At 63.0% G+C, this 16,176-nt stretch carries 15 protein-coding genes; 9 read left to right on the top strand and 6 right to left on the bottom strand.

The genetic code is table 11. The features are described from left to right. Nucleotides 1–139: 139 nt before the first annotated feature. From AB7535_RS09345 to AB7535_RS09305, 9 genes are all read left to right on the top strand, one after another. Entirely contained in the window at nucleotides 140–1,402 is a 1,263-nt protein-coding gene (locus tag AB7535_RS09345; RefSeq protein ID WP_439037297.1) for an ABC transporter substrate-binding protein, read from the top strand. Between the two features lie 78 nt (nucleotides 1,403–1,480). Further along, nucleotides 1,481–2,350: a branched-chain amino acid ABC transporter permease gene (locus AB7535_RS09340; RefSeq protein ID WP_439037296.1), complete on the top strand. Its 870-nt coding sequence runs from the start codon at nucleotides 1,481–1,483 to the stop codon at nucleotides 2,348–2,350. Further along, nucleotides 2,347–4,878, top strand: coding sequence for a branched-chain amino acid ABC transporter ATP-binding protein/permease (locus tag AB7535_RS09335; RefSeq protein WP_439037295.1), 2,532 nt, complete (start codon nucleotides 2,347–2,349; stop codon nucleotides 4,876–4,878). The genes AB7535_RS09340 and AB7535_RS09335 overlap by 4 nt, the downstream gene beginning before the upstream one ends. Before the next feature lie 16 nt (nucleotides 4,879–4,894). After that, a complete protein-coding gene (locus AB7535_RS09330) occupies nucleotides 4,895–5,704 on the top strand; it encodes a shikimate dehydrogenase family protein (protein ID WP_439037294.1) in 810 nt (269 codons plus the stop codon). 5 nt (nucleotides 5,705–5,709) lie between these two features. After that, nucleotides 5,710–7,434, top strand: coding sequence for an FAD-dependent oxidoreductase (locus tag AB7535_RS09325; protein WP_439037293.1), 1,725 nt, complete (start codon nucleotides 5,710–5,712; stop codon nucleotides 7,432–7,434). A gap of 13 nt (nucleotides 7,435–7,447) precedes the next feature. Further along, nucleotides 7,448–9,175 carry an FAD-dependent oxidoreductase gene (locus AB7535_RS09320; RefSeq protein WP_439037292.1) on the top strand — a complete coding sequence of 576 codons (1,728 nt, stop codon included), beginning with the start codon at nucleotides 7,448–7,450 and terminating at the stop codon, nucleotides 9,173–9,175. 17 nt (nucleotides 9,176–9,192) lie between these two features. Next, the gene (locus AB7535_RS09315; RefSeq protein ID WP_439037291.1) at nucleotides 9,193–9,807 is read left to right on the top strand and encodes an NIPSNAP family protein; all 615 of its coding nucleotides are present in this window, start codon (nucleotides 9,193–9,195) and stop codon (nucleotides 9,805–9,807) included. 58 nt (nucleotides 9,808–9,865) lie between these two features. Further along, a complete protein-coding gene (locus AB7535_RS09310) occupies nucleotides 9,866–10,654 on the top strand; it encodes a sugar phosphate isomerase/epimerase family protein (protein ID WP_439037290.1) in 789 nt (262 codons plus the stop codon). Further along, nucleotides 10,651–11,358, top strand: coding sequence for an SDR family oxidoreductase (locus AB7535_RS09305; protein WP_439037289.1), 708 nt, complete (start codon nucleotides 10,651–10,653; stop codon nucleotides 11,356–11,358). The genes AB7535_RS09310 and AB7535_RS09305 overlap by 4 nt, the downstream gene beginning before the upstream one ends. Nucleotides 11,359–12,079: 721 nt before the next feature. Here AB7535_RS09305 and AB7535_RS09300 read toward each other — a convergent pair. From AB7535_RS09300 to AB7535_RS09275, 6 genes are all read right to left on the bottom strand, one after another. Beyond that, nucleotides 12,080–13,417, bottom strand: coding sequence for a TAXI family TRAP transporter solute-binding subunit (locus tag AB7535_RS09300; RefSeq protein WP_439037288.1), 1,338 nt, complete (start codon nucleotides 13,415–13,417; stop codon nucleotides 12,080–12,082). A gap of 4 nt (nucleotides 13,418–13,421) precedes the next feature. Continuing rightward, nucleotides 13,422–13,571 (bottom strand): DUF992 domain-containing protein, encoded by a 150-nt coding sequence (locus AB7535_RS09295; protein ID WP_439037287.1) that lies wholly within the window; start codon nucleotides 13,569–13,571, stop codon nucleotides 13,422–13,424. A 51-nt stretch (nucleotides 13,572–13,622) separates the two neighbouring features. Then, nucleotides 13,623–13,949 (bottom strand): HdeA/HdeB family chaperone, encoded by a 327-nt coding sequence (locus AB7535_RS09290; RefSeq protein WP_245344133.1) that lies wholly within the window; start codon nucleotides 13,947–13,949, stop codon nucleotides 13,623–13,625. Between the two features lie 85 nt (nucleotides 13,950–14,034). Then, on the bottom strand, nucleotides 14,035–14,511 hold the full coding sequence (locus AB7535_RS09285; protein WP_085402258.1) for a DUF992 domain-containing protein: 477 nt from the start codon (nucleotides 14,509–14,511) through the stop codon (nucleotides 14,035–14,037). A 27-nt stretch (nucleotides 14,512–14,538) separates the two neighbouring features. Next, a complete protein-coding gene (locus AB7535_RS09280; protein WP_165123304.1) occupies nucleotides 14,539–15,255 on the bottom strand; it encodes an outer membrane protein in 717 nt (238 codons plus the stop codon). Nucleotides 15,256–15,335: 80 nt separating this feature from the next. Then, nucleotides 15,336–16,079, bottom strand: a complete 744-nt coding sequence (locus tag AB7535_RS09275) for an outer membrane protein (RefSeq protein ID WP_439037286.1) — start codon at nucleotides 16,077–16,079, stop codon at nucleotides 15,336–15,338. Nucleotides 16,080–16,176: the final 97 nt, after the last annotated feature.

Here is a 16,176-nt window from a genome sequence, read left to right as displayed (position 1 = left end):
CTCAAAATTGGAATTGGATTCCACTTTCTGAATTTTGATATTGGAATCCAATTCCAGTCATGCTAGGGGCTGCCCTGCAAGAGCCGCATGTACGGCCCGCCGGCAACGACTGGCTCAATATGAAAAGGGGAGGCTTGAAATGACGGAACCAACAAAGTCACGCGCGGCGACGGGCCTGCGCATCGGCCGGCGCAGCCTTCTGCTGGGTGCGACGTCACTCGCCGCCTCACGCCTCGGCATGCCCTATATCGGCAACGCCGCGGCGGCCGAGCCGATCAAGATCGGGATGATCTGGGCCAAGACCGGCTCGATCGTCGATCAGGCGGAATATCTGGCACAAGGCGGCATGCTGGCGCTGGAGCAGCGCAACAACACGCTGCTGGGACGGCCTGCGGAGATCGTCTGGCTGGACGAACCCAATCCGCAAGGTGCGCAGCAGAGCGCCGAACGGCTCGTCGGCGAGCAGAAGGTCGTCGGCATGGTCGGCGGCGCGCTATCCTCGTTCGCGCTCGCCATTTCGTCGGTCGCCAAGAAGGCCAAGATCCCGTACGTCGCGGCCAACGCAGCCACCGGCGACCTGACCGGAAAATCCTGCAACAAGTACACGTTCCGCCTGCAGCCGCCGGTCGACGTCCATGCCCGCATTCTCGCGCCCTATTGCGCGTCGATCGGCAAGAAGTGGTACCTGCTGACGGCGTCCTACGCGTTCGGCCAGGACATCAAGCGCGCCTTCACCGACTACATCACCGCCAATGGCGGCACGGTGGTCGGCGCCGACGAAGTCCCGGTCGGAACGCCCGACTATTCCTCGTTCATCCTGAAGATCCGCGCAGCCAAGCCCGACGTCGTGATCGGCGGCATCGCCGCCAGCGATCTGACCACCTTCCTCAAGCAGTGGAATGAGCTCGGCATGAAGGGCAAGATTCCCTTCGCCGAGATCTCGGTCGGCAACACCGATCTGTGGGGCGTCGGCCCCGAGGCGGCCGACGGGCTCTACACCATCACCTGGTGGTACAAGAACCCGAACAATTCGCCGGAAGAGCAGGCGATGGCGGCGGCCTATGGGAAGAAGCACAACAGGCCCGCCGCCGACAAGGCCTGGATGGGCTGGCTCGGCATGAAGAGCCTGCTCGATTCCATCGAGATGGCGAAGTCGACCGAACCTGGCGCGATCGTGCAGGCGCTCGAGGCCTGGAAGTATCGCCGCGGCGACATGGATATCGGCTATCGCGACTTCGACCATCAGATGACCAGTCGCCTGCTGGTGGCGGGCATCCATCCGAAGATCACCGACAAGTGGGACTATTTCGACGTCAAGGCCGAACTGCCGAAGACGCCGGACGATATCGCCAAGGCCTTCGGCGCGAAGGCCGACGGCGTCTGCAAGATGGACACGCTCTGACGTCGTTTACCGGCGATGCGCGATGCCTGCGGGCGATAGCCCCTGCGTCGCGCATCGCAACCAACAGCGGATGACGCCATGCTCGATATGATCCTGTCGCAGGCCGTCAATGGCCTGGTGCTGGGCTTTCTCTATGTGCTGATCGCGATCGGTCTCTCAATCATCTTCGGGATGCTCGGCATCGTCAATTTCGCCCACGGCGCTTTCTTCGCGGTCGGCGCCTATCTCGCCTTTGCGCTCGGTAAGGAATTCGGCTGGTGGGCCGCGCTCGCGGCGCCCCTGCTGACTGGCGCGATCGGCGTGGTCGTCGAGACGGTCCTGATCCGGCATCTCTACGGCAAGGAGCCGCTGCTCGGTCTGATCCTGACCTTTGCGCTGGCGCTGCTCGCAGAAGCAGTGTTGCGGCTGATCTTCGGCGGCGCGCCGGTGCCGTTTGCCGCGCCAAAATTCCTCTCGGGCTTCGTCGAATACGGCCCGATCCTGATCACCAGGTACCGGATGTTCGTGCTGGTCACGACCGCCCTCGTGCTCGTGCTGTTCTGGGCGTTCCTCGCTTACACACCGTACGGCCGGATCATCCGCGCCGGATCGCGCGATCCGGAGATGGTCGGACTGCTCGGCATCAACCTGCAGATCGTCTTCACCGGCGTGTTCAGCATCGGCTGTCTTCTCGCCGGCCTGGGCGGACTGCTGGCGGCGCCGCTCTGGACCATCACGCCGTCGATGGCCGCCGGCGCCATCATGCCGGCCTTCGTGATCGTGACCATCGGCGGCCTCGGCTCCTTCCTCGGCGCCATCGTGGCAGGCCTCCTGGTCGGCATCACCACCGCCATGACCATCCAGTTCCAACCGGAATGGTCGGGCGCGGCCATGTACATCCTGATGGCCGCCATCCTCCTCATCCGCCCGCGCGGGCTGTTCGGTGAACGCTGGGAGCGATTCGAGTGACCCATCTCGCTGCACTACGTCATCCGGCATTCGTCGCCGCGCTCGTTCTCGCCGCGCTGACCGCAGTCTGGTCGCTGCTCGGCGCGCCGATCTCGCTGATCACGCAGATCGCGATCTACACGCTCTACGGCGCCGGCGTGAACCTGCTGGTCGGCTATACCGGCCTCGTGCCGTTCGGGGCCTCGGTATTCTTCGGCTGCGCGAGCTATGCGGCCGCGTTCTTCGTTCTCGGCCGTTACGGCAACGATCTCGTGTCGCTGCTGTTCGCAACGGTGTTCTCGGCCCTGCTCGCGCTCGCGATCGGCGCCATCATCCTGCGTCGCAAGGGATTGTACTTCTCGCTGCTGACGCTGGCCTTCTCCCAGATTGCCTTCGAGATTGCGTTCAAATGGACCGCTGTGACCGGCGGAGAGAACGGATTGCAGGGTGTTCACCGCACGACTTTCGCCAGCGCGTGGTCGTTTCACGTCTTCGTCGTTCTGGTCACCGTGGCCTGCATCTGGCTGTTGTGGCGCATCGCGCATTCGCCGTTCGGCCGCGTCTTGCAGGCGATACGGGACAATGAGCAGCGTGCCAGCAGCCTCGGCTACGACGTCCACCGCTTCCGGCACGGTGCGCTGATCCTGACCGGCACCTTCGTCGGCCTCGGCGGCGCGTTGCTGACCCTCATGCTGGAAGGCGTCTATGCCAACAATCTGAGCTGGCAGCATGCCGGCGACTCCCTGCTGATGACCGTGCTCGGCGGCGTGCATCATGTGCTCGGGCCATTGTGGGGTGCGATCGCCTTCATCATGCTCGAGGATCGCCTGTCCGCCGTTACCGAAAACTGGTGGCTGATCTTCGCGCCGATCCTGATGCTGTTCGCACTGACCTCTCCGGAAGGGATGCAGGGGCTCTGGCAACGGCTGCTCGGCCAGCAGCGCTGGACCCTGGTGCGTCCCGACATCCCGCCGCGACCTGCCGTCATCGCGCCGTTTGCAAGCAGCGCCGCCGGCCTCGACCGTGGCAAGCTGCTGTTGCAGACCTTTGCGCTGAGCAAGAATTTCGGCAGCCTGGTGACCGCGAAGAGCATCGACCTCGAGGTTCGCAGCGGCGTGCTTCACAGCATCATCGGGCCGAACGGGGCCGGCAAGACCACGTTCTTCAACATGCTGTCCGGCGCGCTGAAGCCGAGCGGCGGACGCATCGTGTTCGACGGCACCGACGTGACGCGGGTAGCGATGCATGTTCGTGCCCGCCTCGGCATCGGTCGCTCGTTCCAGATCCTCTCGATCTTCCCGAACCTCACCGTGTTCGAGAATGTCCGTGTGGCGGTGCAGGCCCAGCGCAAGGGATCGGGCCGGCTGATTGCCGATGCCTACGCCATGGACGCAATCAACGCGCGGACCTGGTCGATCCTCGATGCCGTCGGGCTTGCCGACGTCGCGGCCGACCAGTGCGTCAATCTTCCACACGGCGCGAAGCGGCTGCTCGAGATCGGGATTACGCTCGCGATCGACTCCAAATTGCTGCTGCTCGACGAGCCACTGGCAGGGCTCGCCGAAGCCGACCGTGTCATCGTCGCCGACCTCATCAGGAAGCTCGCACAGACCCACGGCGTGCTGCTGATCGAACATGACATCGACCGCGTGCTGGCAATTTCCGACCGCATCTCGGTGCTGCACCAGGGACGCATGATCGCCGACGGCAAGCCTTCGGAGGTCGCAGCGAACCCCGACGTGGTCGCGGCCTATCTCGGAGCTGCCAAGGACGGCGCGCAGGCCCCGCCTCCGGCGATCGAGCGCATCGCCCATGCCCGCGCCGCGGTCCTGCTCGAGGCCACCAGCGTCTCCGCCGGCTATGGCGGCAGCACGGTCCTCGAATCCGTCGATCTCACCGTGCACGCCGGCGAAGCCATTGCGCTGCTCGGCCGCAACGGCGTCGGCAAGACGACCCTGCTGCGCAGCCTCAGCGGGACTCTGACCATCAGCAATGGCGACGTCGTGTTCGAAGGTCGCTCCCTCGCGCGCCTCAAGCCCTACGAGATCAACCGGCTCGGCATTTCGCTCGTCCCCGAGGGACGCAGGCTCTTCCCGAACCTGACGGTCACCGAGAATTTGCAGCTCGCAGCGCGTCCGCGCGGCATCGGGCTGGACGGCGCGTTCGAGCTGTTCCCGCGCCTGCGCGAACGCCGTTCTGCCAAGGCCGAGAGCCTGTCGGGCGGCGAACGGCAGATGGTCGCGATCGCACGTGCGCTCATGGTGCCGAGCAAGCTGATCCTGCTCGACGAGCCGTTCGAGGGCCTGGCACCGGCCGTCGTCAAGGAAGTCATGGACGCGCTCATCAAGCTGCGCGGCAAGGTGGCCATGGTCATCGTCGAGCATCACGCGGAGCTCGTCCTGCCTATCGTCGATCGCGCCTATGTGCTGGTGAACGGCCGGATCGCCTTCACCGGCGACGCTGTGATCCTCGAACGAGACCACGAATTGCAGGCCCGGCTGCTCGGCGTCGTCCAGGCCGAAGCAGCCGAGGCACGCGGAGCGGCCTAACAAGAAGAGAACAAGAATGATCAGCCTGAACCTGACCGGCGCGACCCGCCTCAATATCATTGTCGGCGATCCCATCGCGCAGGTGAAGTCGCCTGGCGGGGTCACCAAAGCCTTCACCGATCGCGGCCACGACGCGATCCTCGTGCCGGTGCAGATCGACGGCGCCCATCTCGAGGCCTTCCTGACGGCCGCAACAGTGGTGCGCAATCTCGACGGCATCATCGTCACGGTCCCGCACAAATTCGCCTGCTTCGCGTTCTGCGCCAGCACGACCGAGCGGTCCCGCCTGCTCGGCTCCGTCAACATCATGCGCCGGCGCGCTGAAGGCGGCTGGCACGGCGACATCGTCGACGGGCTCGGCTTCGTCGACGCGGTGCGCGCCAACGGCGGCGATCCCGCCGGCAAGCGCGCGTTGCAGGTCGGCGCGGGCGGTGCCGGTTCAGCCATCGCCATGGCGTTGGTCGAGGCGGGCGTACGCTCGCTTGCGATCCACGACACGGACGTGGCGCGCCGGGATCAACTGATCGCCAAGCTGAAAACCCTTGGCCGGGCCGAGATTCATGCGGGCACGGCGGATCCCTCCGGTTTCGATCTGATCGCTAATGCGACACCGCTCGGCATGAAGGCGGGCGATCCGCTTCCGGTCGACGTGTCGAAGCTCACATTCGGCACGTTCGTCGGCTGTGTCATCACCAGCCCCGCGGTCTCACCGCTCATCGAGGCGGCCCGACGCCTGGGATGCCCGACCTCGACCGGCACCGACATGTATAATGCGCTGCAAAGCTCGATGCTCGATTTCCTGCTGGCGCGCAACGGATCGAGGTAACGGCCATGTTCAAAAACATCGACGCGATTTCGGAAGGTACCCGTTACGACATCATCGTGATCGGCTCGGGAGCCGCCGGCATGGCGGCTGCCCTGTTTGCGGCGATCGAAGGCCGCAAGGTCCTCGTCGTCGAACGCACCGAATATGTCGGCGGCACCAGCGCGCTGTCGGCTGCGACCACATGGATGCCGAATTCGCACCATTCCAAGACCGTCAATCCCGACGACAGCCGGGAGAAGGTCCGCCAATTCCTCGACGGCGTGGTCGGCAACCATTCTCCGGTGGCGATGCGCGAGGCTTTTCTCGACAGCGCGCCAGAGGCGGTCGCGACGCTCGAGGCCAACAGCGAGGTCAAGTTCCGCCCCTACGCAACCCACCCCGATTACGAGCAGCAGTTCGAAGGCGCGACCATGCGCGGTCGTGCGCTGGAGCCCGTGCCGTTCGATGGCCGCGCGCTCGGCACCGATCTCGACAAGATCCGCCCGCCTATACCGGAGTTCACCATCTTCGGCGGCATGATGGTCGATCGCACCGATATCGGCCACCTCCTCGCCATCAAGAAGTCGAGGCGCTCCTTTGCGTACGCGCTGAAGATCCTCGCGCACTATGCCGGCGACAGGCTGAAAGGCCGGCGCGGATCGCGGCTCGTCATGGGCAACGCGCTGATCGGCCGCTTCCTGGCCTCGCTCAACGCGCGCGGTGTGGACATCTTGCTTCGCACCGAGGTTCTGGATCTCGCCACCGAGAACGGCGCCGTCACCGGCGCGGTGTTCAAGTCCGGCTCGACCACGCGGCACGTGACCGCAGCGCTGGGCGTCGTGCTCGCCGCCGGAGGCTTCAATCGGCATCCCGAGCGACGCGGCGAATTGCTGCCGAGGGGCGAGACCCATAGCCCATCGGCACCGGGCCACACCGGCGCGATGCAGGACATTGCCCTCAAGCTTGGCGCGCGGCTCGGCGAAGGCAATTTTGACAACGCGTTCTGGGCTCCGGTCTCGATCCGGCGGCGCGCCGACGGCAGCACCGCGAGCTTTCCGCATTTCGTCATGGACCGAAGCAAGCCCGGCACCGTCTGCGTCGACCAGACAGGGCGGCGCTTCGTCAACGAATCCGTCTCCTACCATGTGTTCGGGCGCGCGATGTTCGAGCACAACAAGCAGGTGCCCTGCATCCCCTGCTTTATCATCACCGATGCGGTGGGCCTGAAGAAATACGGCCTCGGCATGGTGCGCATGGGGACGGGCAACCTCGCTCCCTATCTCGCCGACCGCTATCTGACCGAGGGTGCGACCGTCGCGGAGCTCGCGCGCAAGATCGGCGTGCCGGCAGCCAGTCTCCAAACCACCATCGCTGCGATGAACGGCTATGCCGCGAGCGGCGTCGACACCGAATTCGGCCGCGGCACTACGCCCTATCATCGCGTCAACGGCGACGCATCGGTTGGGCCCAATCCGACGCTCGGTCCGATCGCAGCTGCGCCCTATTATGCCGTGCGTCTCTATCCCGGCGATATCGGCGCCGCGACCGGCCTGGTCGTGAACGAATGGGCCCAGGTGCTCCGAGCCGACAACAGCCCGATCGCGGGTCTCTATGCCTGCGGCAACGAGGCCAACTCGATCATGGGCGGGACCTATCCGGGTCCGGGCATCACCATCGGACCGGCGATTACGTTCGGCTACCGCGCGGTCCGTCATGCGCTCGGCGAAACACGAGCACGCCGTGCGGCGTGAGCTTGAGACTTCCATGGCTGAGAACAACACCGCCGACTGCGACCTGCTCGTGATCGGCTCGGGCGCGGGCGGGCTGTCGGCGGCGGTCACCGCCGCCTCGCTCGGGCTCGACGTCGTCCTGATCGAGAAGGAGGCGCAACTTGGTGGCACCACGGCGTGGTCCGGCGGCTGGATGTGGATCCCGCGCAACCCGCTGGCGCAGGCAGCGGGCATTGTCGAAACTCCGGAGCAACCAAAACTCTATCTGCGCCACGAGCTCGCCGATGGCTACGACCATGCCCATATCGACATGTTTCTCGATCAGGGCCCGCGCATGGTCGAGTTCTTCCAGCGCGAGACCCACCTGGCCTTCATCGACGGCAACCTGATTCCCGATTTCCATGGCAAGAGCCCGGGCGCCGTCACGGGTGGGCGCTCGGTCTGCGCGGCACCATTCGACGGCCGCCAGCTCGGTCCACGTATCCGCGATCTCAAGCAGCCGCTGGAGGAAGTTTCGCCCTTTGGCATGGGCATCGCGTCGGGAGCCGATCTACGGCACTTCCTCAATGCTCGTTCGTCGCTGACCTCCTTCCTGCATGTCGCGCGACGACTGACGCGGCATTTCCTCGACCTACTGCGCTTCGGTCGTGGCATGCATCTGGCCAACGGCAACGCGCTCGTGGCGCGACTTCTGAAATCGGCCGACGAGCTTGGCGTCAAAATCATGCCGGCAACGCCTGCGCAATCGCTGTTGACGCAGGGATCGCGCGTGGTTGGCGCGCGCGTCGGACGTCGCGGCGAAACACTGGAAATCCGCGCGCGCCGCGGCGTCGTACTCGCCTGCGGCGGCTTTCCGCACGATGTCGCACGAAAGGCCGCGCTGTTTGCTCATGCACCGACCGGGCGTGAGCACTGGTCGGCAGCCCCGGAGGGCAACACCGGCGACGGCATCCGCCTCGGGGAGACCGCCGGTGGACGGATGCGAACCGATCTCTCCGACAACGGCGCCTGGGCCCCCGTGTCATTGGTGCCGCATCGCGACGGCTCGGTGGGACGCTTCCCACACCTGATCGAACGCGCCAAGCCGGGGCTGATCATGGTCCGCAGCGACGGACAGCGCTTCGCCAACGAGGCCGACTCCTATCACGACGTAATGAAGGCGCTGTTCGCAGCCACGCCCCGAGGTGAAGCGGCGGAAGCCTGGGCGATCTGCGACACCAAATTCCTCAAGCACTACGGCCTGGGCCGGGTTCGCCCCAGGCCGTTCCCGATCACACCCTGGCTGCGCAACGGCTATCTGAAGCGAGGCGCGAGCATCGAAGCGCTCGCGCTCGCCTGCGGCATCTCCGCGGCAGGACTGCGGGCGACGATCGAGCATTACAACCGCTTCGCCGCGCGCGGCGAGGACCCCGCCTTCGGGCGCGGTGACACGCCCTACAACCGCATACAAGGCGACATGGCGCGTCGTCCCAACCCATGCGTCGCGCCCATTGAATACGGTCCATTCTACGCGGTGAAGATTGTCGCCGGCAGTCTCGGCACCTTCACAGGCCTCGACACCGATGAGCACGCACGCGTGCTCGACGCCGAGAGCAAGCCCATCGACGGCCTCTACGCCGTCGGAAACGACATGGCGAGCATCATGGCCGGTCGCTATCCGTCCGGTGGCATCACGCTCGGTCCCGCCATGACCTTCGGCTACATCGCCGCGCATCACGCCGGCGGGATTCCGCTTGAGAACAACAGGTCGGCAGCCGCATGACCGCAAGGAGAGACGACATGCTGTACGAGATCGCAACGCTGGCGGTGAAGCTCGGCACCGCGGCCAAAGCCGTAGCCGGGATCGGCGAATATATCAGGGCATCGGAGACCAAGGGTACCCTGCTCGGCTGCTGGTCCAGCGAGATCGGCGAGCTCAATCAACTTCTGGTGCTGCGCTCCTTTGCGGATCACGAGGAATGGCGCGCCGAGCGCGAGCGGGCGCTGCGCACGGACAATCCCTTCAATGCAGGTGACGCCATCACGCAGATGAGCTTCGACACCTATGCGCCGTTTCCGTTCCTGCCGCCAATCGTGCCGGGCAAGTACGGCAGCGTCTACGAAATCCGCACCTATCGCCTCAAGCATGGCGGCGTTCCTGCGACGATCGCGGCGTGGGAAGCTGCGATACCTGAACGTGGCAAGCTGTCGCCACTCTCGATCGCGATGTATGCGCTCGACGGGCCGCCTCGCTTCACCCATATCTGGCCATTTGCGAGCCTCGACGCCCGCGCGGCGGTGCGCGCCGAGTCCGTTGCCAAGGGCGTCTGGCCGCCGAAAGGCGGGCCCGACTGGCTGACCGGCGACATGCGCTCGACCATCGCGCTGCCGACGGCGATCTCGCCGCTGGCTTAATGCGAGGACGCTCATCATGGCCCACATTTATTCCCTCGCCTATCTCACCTCGGCGCCAATGGCGCCTCCGGACGCGCTGGAACTGGCTGGGAAGCTTGGTTACCAGGCGATCGGGGTTCGCATCGCGCCTGCGGCGCCCGGCGGCGACTTCTCGCCTCTGACCACAGACCAGGCCATGTTGCGGGACACCATCCGTCGCATTGGCGATACGGGTGTGTCGGTGTTCGATGTCGAAATCGCGCGGCTCGGAGCAGATTTCAAGTCCGAGCGCTTCGCAGCGTTCCTCGATACGGCAGGCAGGCTGAAGGCGCGCGCCATCCTGGTCGCCGGCGATGACCCCGACGAAGCCCGCCTGACGGACTCCTTCGCGAAGTTCTGTCGCGCGGCTGCGCCCTATGGTCTCACGGCGGATCTCGAATTCATGCCGTGGACAGCGGTGAAGAATGCCAACGCCGCCCTGCGCATCGTGACCAACGCCGCGGAATCGAACGGCCGCGTGCTGGTGGATGCGCTGCATGCCGCACGCTCGGCAACAACGCTCGGCGACATCGCAAATTTAGCCCGGCACCTCCTCAGCTATGCGCAGCTCTGCGACGCGCCCGCAGGCGTTCCCGCGACCCATGAGGAACTGATCCACACCGCCCGATGCGCCCGGCTTCTCCCGGGGGACGGCGGCACCGATCTCCGCGGCTTGGTGCGTGCATTGCCGGACGATCTGCCGCTGAGTCTGGAAATCCCGAATGACGAATGGCTGCCTAGACTTGGCGCGGAAGAATGGGGCCGGCGTGCACTTGCCGCGGCTCGCCGGATCGTCGCCGAGGCCTCAGATGGAAGAGCAACAGCATGACCAGCCTCGATTTCTCGGAGCATATCGTCGTCATTGCGGGAGGCTGCGGCGGCATCGGCGAAGCGGTTCGCTTGCGGCTGGCCTCTACCGGGTCAACCGTGATCGTCTGGGACATAGCTGACGGCGCCGACGAGCGGATCGATCTCACCGGCGAAAACGCCGTCAGTGAAGCGATGGCCCGACTTCTCGATCGTTTTGGCCGTATCGACGTACTGGTCAATGCCGTAGGCATTACCGGCCCGACAGTCAACATCGAGCAGTACAGCTTTGCGGAGTGGAGGCGCGTCCTCGACGTCAACCTCACCAGCACGTTTCTCTGCTGCAAGGCTGCCATCGCACCGATGCGACGGCAGAACGCCGGACGCATTGTCAATCTGGCCTCGATCGCTGGCAAAGAGGGCAATGCCGGCATGACCGGCTATTCCGCGGCAAAGGCCGGCGTGATCGCCCTGACGAAATCTCTCGGCAAGGAACTGGCGGCGACCGAAATCCGAGTGAATGCCATCGCACCTGCGGTGATCGCCACCGATCTCGTCAAGCAGATGTCGGACGACGCGTACCGAAATGTGCTGGCAAAGATCCCGCTCGGCCGCGCCGGCCGCCCCGAAGAAGTCGCCGCTATGGTCGCGTGGCTCGCCTCCGACGAATGCTCATTCTCGACTGGCGCGGTGTTTGACCTGTCTGGTGGGAGGGCAACGTATTAGACGAAGGATCATCAAGATGAGATGTCGCGGCTTCTCTGTTTGTACACATCGCTCGGCCTGGTACCGACGTCACATCACACCTCACAAGGGGTGATGATGTTGCCCGTTATAGGATTTTCTGGGATCTCTCGGTGCACACGTCGTGCACACACCTCATTCTATCCTGTTGAAAACGCTCAACTATCTCTCCAATCCATCATGGGCAAGTTTGAGCTAGTTTCAGGAAGTGTCATCGGACGTCGTACTATATCACGTAGGTCCACCGACGAGACGGCCGCGATAGGTTCGAATCCTGGACCTGCAACCATCTCAAATTACTCTTCGAGTCAGCGGCTTGAGACCCCTACGACTTGCGATATTCAGCTTGGAAGTCTTCGAATTTCCAGGGTGCTTTCAGCACTCATTCGGACGTTTTGCCTGCTTTTCGGGCGATTGAGATCACTACAGAATTTCTCTTTGTCGGAATGCCTTTATCGATCGTCCATCAAACGCTGAAGATACCGCCGCTTTTTCGGAACGGACGGTCATCTATGGACGGGATCGATCCCACGCTTGATGGCCGGAACGGCGAAGCGATCCCTATTGCACGGACGGGGAAGTATGCCTGGCACGGCTCGTGCATCGAGCAAGCCGACAAGGCGGCCGGAGTATAGTCGCCGCCCGCGCTGATCCAGATCAAGGATGCGGCGCTTGCCCAGCAGCGTGAGTGTTCGTGCACGCGCTAGTTGCTCGCCGGGCGAGCCAATGTGTGGCCGAGCCGGGTCCGGCAATGGCTCATCAGATATTGGAGCCGTTGAGAGGCAAGACCTAGCGCGGCCATCTCGGCGCCGTCGGCGCCCTCACCGCCAGCATTTCTGGCGAGTTCAGCCTTGAGGATGCTGTCAATTCTCCGTTCGATTTGGTCCAGTTCGGCCTCGCTCTTCGCCATCCTGATTTCGTTGCCAAGCTCGTAAAGCGGCTCCAGCATACTTTCCGGTCCGCGGCCTGAGCGGGCGAAACGCCAGGCTGCCACGAGGATGGAGATCAGAGAGCCGAGCAGCAGCGACCCGTAGTAAAGCTTGTCATCGTATTTGTCGAAGAAGCTCTGCTGGTTGCCATTGTAATAGGTCGCAGCCCCCGGATGGATCGGGATCAACGCGTCCGCATCCGTGCTCGGCGCCGCGGCCTGGGCCAATATCGGAAACTGTGACAGCAGATCCCGTTTTGCATCGACCAGCGACTGCGCCAGATCGGTAATGGCGTCGGCATTGACTGACTTGTTGGCGACGAGAAAATACGACAAGCGCAGCGACGTCAGGTCATCGGACGGAACCGGCGGAGCGCCCCGCAAGGTGCCCTTCGGGATGTCATAGCTCTCGTAATACTGCGCGACGTTGGCGACCGCGCCAGCCGACTCGATTTCGATCAGTTTTAGCCCCGCCCCTTTGGCGCGTTCCTGGTGAAAGAATTGCCTAACTTTGGCGAGGTATTTCTCCGTTAGCGGAACAACGGCCAGCAACGCGTGAACTTTTCCTGATGCGAGCGACGCCGCAGTGTCGTTGATGGCAACATTCTTAAAGGTGACCTTGGCGCGGTCGAATTGATACACCTGCTTGAGGGCCTCAACTGTCGGAGCGTTGATGGCGCCGCCGACGACGCCAATGGTTGTATCGTGTAGGTCACCGAGGCTGTCGGCGCTGACAGCCGCGGGCGTCACGATCAGGACCACCCCATGGGTCAGGAGCAGAACGCTCCGCGCGTCCGCCAGGCCTCTGGTGTCGCCGCGAACGACTGCAAGATCGGCCTTGCCCGCCGCCAACAATTCGGCGGCCTTCGCTGAACTTCCGGCATCGCTGACCTTCAACAGGACATGAGAGTTCGACGCCGACAGGCGCGCTGATATCGCCGAGATCAGCGCCAGCGACTCGCCATCGGCCGACCCGGCAGCCACGGTGAGCACAACAGGCTTTGCGAAGTAGCGATATGCGAACCATCCGCTGCCAATCGCCGTGGCCGTGGCTGCTCCGACAATCAATATCCTGAGCCATCGTGGCCACAGATTGATTGCGGGGGTGCTCATGGCATCACGATACGAACGCCGGGATCAGGCCGCATACCCCCAAGGAAACATTGATGCCCGCCTGCCCCTCCACCGAGAGTGGCTGCAGTGCAATGGTGCGGTTTGAACCACCAAACAGCACGTTGGCAACTGTACGCTTCGCAATGGGCAACATCAGCAGGTCTCCTATCATCGAACACCAGACCTAACGAATGGCGCTCTTCTCTCAATCGGCCTTCATCCGAATTCCCAGTTTCGCCCGCTCATCCTTGAATACGACAGCGATGGCTTCGATGATGAGTTTGTCAGGATTTGCCTTGCAGTACTGGATCACCTCATGCTCCACGACCTTTCCCTTCCTGAGATCCAGGTAGTGCTTCTTGGCCAGACCGTTGTACCAACCGCTGTACCAGGACGTCAGAGCGTCCGCGTCTTCCTGGTAGGTACCCGCGAGTTGGGCGCATGTCAGCTTCTGCACATCGATGAAGCCGTTGCTGTCGACGTAGGTCGACAGCGGCGTCTGGGCGAGAGCGCCGGAGCAAGCGGTTGTCATGGCAACTGCAAGAAGGTAACAATACCGCATTATAAATCCTCTATCTCTTGTTCGACTTGGGTGTTCCGCGGCAGGCGCGCTTTGCTCAAGGAACCGATCGCAGTTGAAGCGCTGACAGACCAAGTGTGACATCCAGCGCGACCGAGCCCTCGACCGACACCGGTTGCAGTGCGAAGCTTCTGTTGGATCCGCCGACCAGAACGTTTGCCCCAACACCAACGCCCAACGCCACATCACCGCTTGCACCAACATAGGTGCCAGCCAGAGCGCCGGCAGGAACGCCGGCGCTGGGCGCCAGAACGCCCCAAGCCAAAGCGCCGCCACCGATTATCCCAATATCAATTCCCACAGTGTTGAGGGCGCCCTCGTAAAGTTGTGGGGGACCGGGCATGGATGGCACGAAGCGGCACTCCATCGACTGGTGTCCGACGATAATGAAGCCAATGCTCGGGTTAAGCTTACAGCTAAGCATACCCGTCTGGGTCCATGTTGGCGTCTGGGCCGAAGCAGGACCGGCAAGTGCAACCAACGTTGCACAAAGAGCCAATGCCTTAGGACTCATAATAACGCCCTCCCCGCATCTTCCATTTCAAAATCGATAATTGATGCCGCCGCGGAAGGTGTTGAGCTTGTCCGTGCTTGCGCCCGTGCCGACCACCTGCGTGAAAAGATATTCACCCTTCAAGGACCAGTTAGGTGTGAAGCCATATTCGATGCCCAGGCCTGCAACGATGCCAGGGCGCCAGGCGGAGGCCGCGCAATTCGGGAGCACACCAAGCGTACCGCAAGGCAAGCCCGCAATTGAGGTGCCATTGGCGCTCGATTTCACAAATGCCGCACCGCCGGTTACGTAGAGCAGCGAGTTATTCAAAGCGACGCCAACGCGTGCTCTTGCCGTTCCAATGGCGCTGACCTTGGACGCGATATCGAGCGCAATACCCTGCCCAATGCCAGCAATAGCCGGATTTGAGATGCCGTTGCCCTTGATGTTCGCCCAATCAAGATCACCCTCGAGGCCGATCACCACATACCCCTGCTGGATCTGGGCGCCCATGGTGCCGCCGAGCATCCCGCCACTGATATTGAAGCTTGTACGGTCGAACCTGTTAGAGACAAGCGTCAGCGGATCTTGCGAGCCCCAGCCGTAACCTCCGTTCACGCCGACATAGAGGCCGGTCCAGTTATAGACCTGGGCCACCACGGGCGCGCTCTTATAGGCCTGCACAGGAAGGTCTGCCGCAAAGGCGCTGGTAGAACTGACTGCAGCAAATGCTGCTCCAATAATAAACTTCTTCATGTCGTTCATCACGAAAACTCCGCTCCAAAAGGACCAAGAGGCCGACGAGGGCCGGCTGCCAAGCCGGCCTTTGCGTTAGCCAGCAAAGATCAGTATGCCGCAACGACGGGTCCACCGAATTTGTAGTTCACGCGCACTGTGATCAGATCCACATCTTGGCTGATCTGATTGACCACAGCAGCAGCGCCTGCCGGTACCGAGAAGGAATTGTTGGCATTCCCCATGATCAAGCGATCGTATTCAATGGCTGCCGACCAGTTCGGCGTGAAGCCGTATTCGAACCCAACGCCGATGGCGCCGCCCCAACGGGTTGAGGTCGCATAGTTCAGGCCAACGCCTCCAAACGTGGTCGCTTGAAGAAGGTTGTTGTTCGTCACCGCCGCGCCGCCTTTCAAGTACAGCAACGCTGCGTTCCAGGCGTAGCCAACCTGGCCGGTGAAAAGGCCCAAGCTAGTAACCTTGGAAGAATCGGTAAGAAGCGGATTAACAACACTCACGTGTGAACTGCGCATGCTTGCCCAGTCGCCCTGGCCTTCCAGACCGAACACAAACTGACCAGCCTGCCAACGGTAACCGACCTGTCCACCGATGACGCCTCCCGACTGACTGTGGCAACCGTCGGGAATGACCGCGCCACCTGCCGGTACGACGCTCCAGCAATTACGGCTCGTTCCATATCCGCCGTTACCGCCGATGTAGAAGCCGGTCCAGTCGTAGACTGCAGCCATCAAGGGGGCTTTGACCGGGGCGTAAGTTCGCTGCGGCAGGTCGGCAGCGAACGCAGGGGCTGCGAATGCAGCGAACGCAGCAGCCGCGAGTACGATCTTTTTCATTTTTGAATCCTTTGGAAACACATCAGCCGCAAGTTCGAGGGCCTGTACCGAAAATATTTGGGTCAACTACCGGTCGCTATGTAAAATCGGACAACCG

It is taken from the genome of Bradyrhizobium sp. 956_D2_N1_4, from assembly GCF_052076025.1.
Classification (GTDB): domain Bacteria; phylum Pseudomonadota; class Alphaproteobacteria; order Rhizobiales; family Xanthobacteraceae; genus Bradyrhizobium; species Bradyrhizobium barranii.
This window is presented reverse-complemented; position numbering and strand designations above follow the sequence as displayed.

Coding starts and splice junctions, on each gene's coding strand:
- AB7535_RS09345 (WP_439037297.1), top strand. CDS start 140: ATGACGGAACCAACAAAGTCACGCGCGGCGACGGGCCTGCGCATCGGC.
- AB7535_RS09340 (WP_439037296.1), top strand. CDS start 1,481: ATGCTCGATATGATCCTGTCGCAGGCCGTCAATGGCCTGGTGCTGGGC.
- AB7535_RS09330 (WP_439037294.1), top strand. CDS start 4,895: ATGATCAGCCTGAACCTGACCGGCGCGACCCGCCTCAATATCATTGTC.
- AB7535_RS09325 (WP_439037293.1), top strand. CDS start 5,710: ATGTTCAAAAACATCGACGCGATTTCGGAAGGTACCCGTTACGACATC.
- AB7535_RS09320 (WP_439037292.1), top strand. CDS start 7,448: ATGGCTGAGAACAACACCGCCGACTGCGACCTGCTCGTGATCGGCTCG.
- AB7535_RS09315 (WP_439037291.1), top strand. CDS start 9,193: ATGCTGTACGAGATCGCAACGCTGGCGGTGAAGCTCGGCACCGCGGCC.
- AB7535_RS09310 (WP_439037290.1), top strand. CDS start 9,866: ATGGCGCCTCCGGACGCGCTGGAACTGGCTGGGAAGCTTGGTTACCAG.
- AB7535_RS09305 (WP_439037289.1), top strand. CDS start 10,651: ATGACCAGCCTCGATTTCTCGGAGCATATCGTCGTCATTGCGGGAGGC.
- AB7535_RS09300 (WP_439037288.1), bottom strand. CDS start 13,417: ATGAGCACCCCCGCAATCAATCTGTGGCCACGATGGCTCAGGATATTG.
- AB7535_RS09295 (WP_439037287.1), bottom strand. CDS start 13,571: ATGTTGCCCATTGCGAAGCGTACAGTTGCCAACGTGCTGTTTGGTGGT.
- AB7535_RS09290 (WP_245344133.1), bottom strand. CDS start 13,949: ATGACAACCGCTTGCTCCGGCGCTCTCGCCCAGACGCCGCTGTCGACC.
- AB7535_RS09285 (WP_085402258.1), bottom strand. CDS start 14,511: ATGAGTCCTAAGGCATTGGCTCTTTGTGCAACGTTGGTTGCACTTGCC.
- AB7535_RS09280 (WP_165123304.1), bottom strand. CDS start 15,255: ATGAACGACATGAAGAAGTTTATTATTGGAGCAGCATTTGCTGCAGTC.
- AB7535_RS09275 (WP_439037286.1), bottom strand. CDS start 16,079: ATGAAAAAGATCGTACTCGCGGCTGCTGCGTTCGCTGCATTCGCAGCC.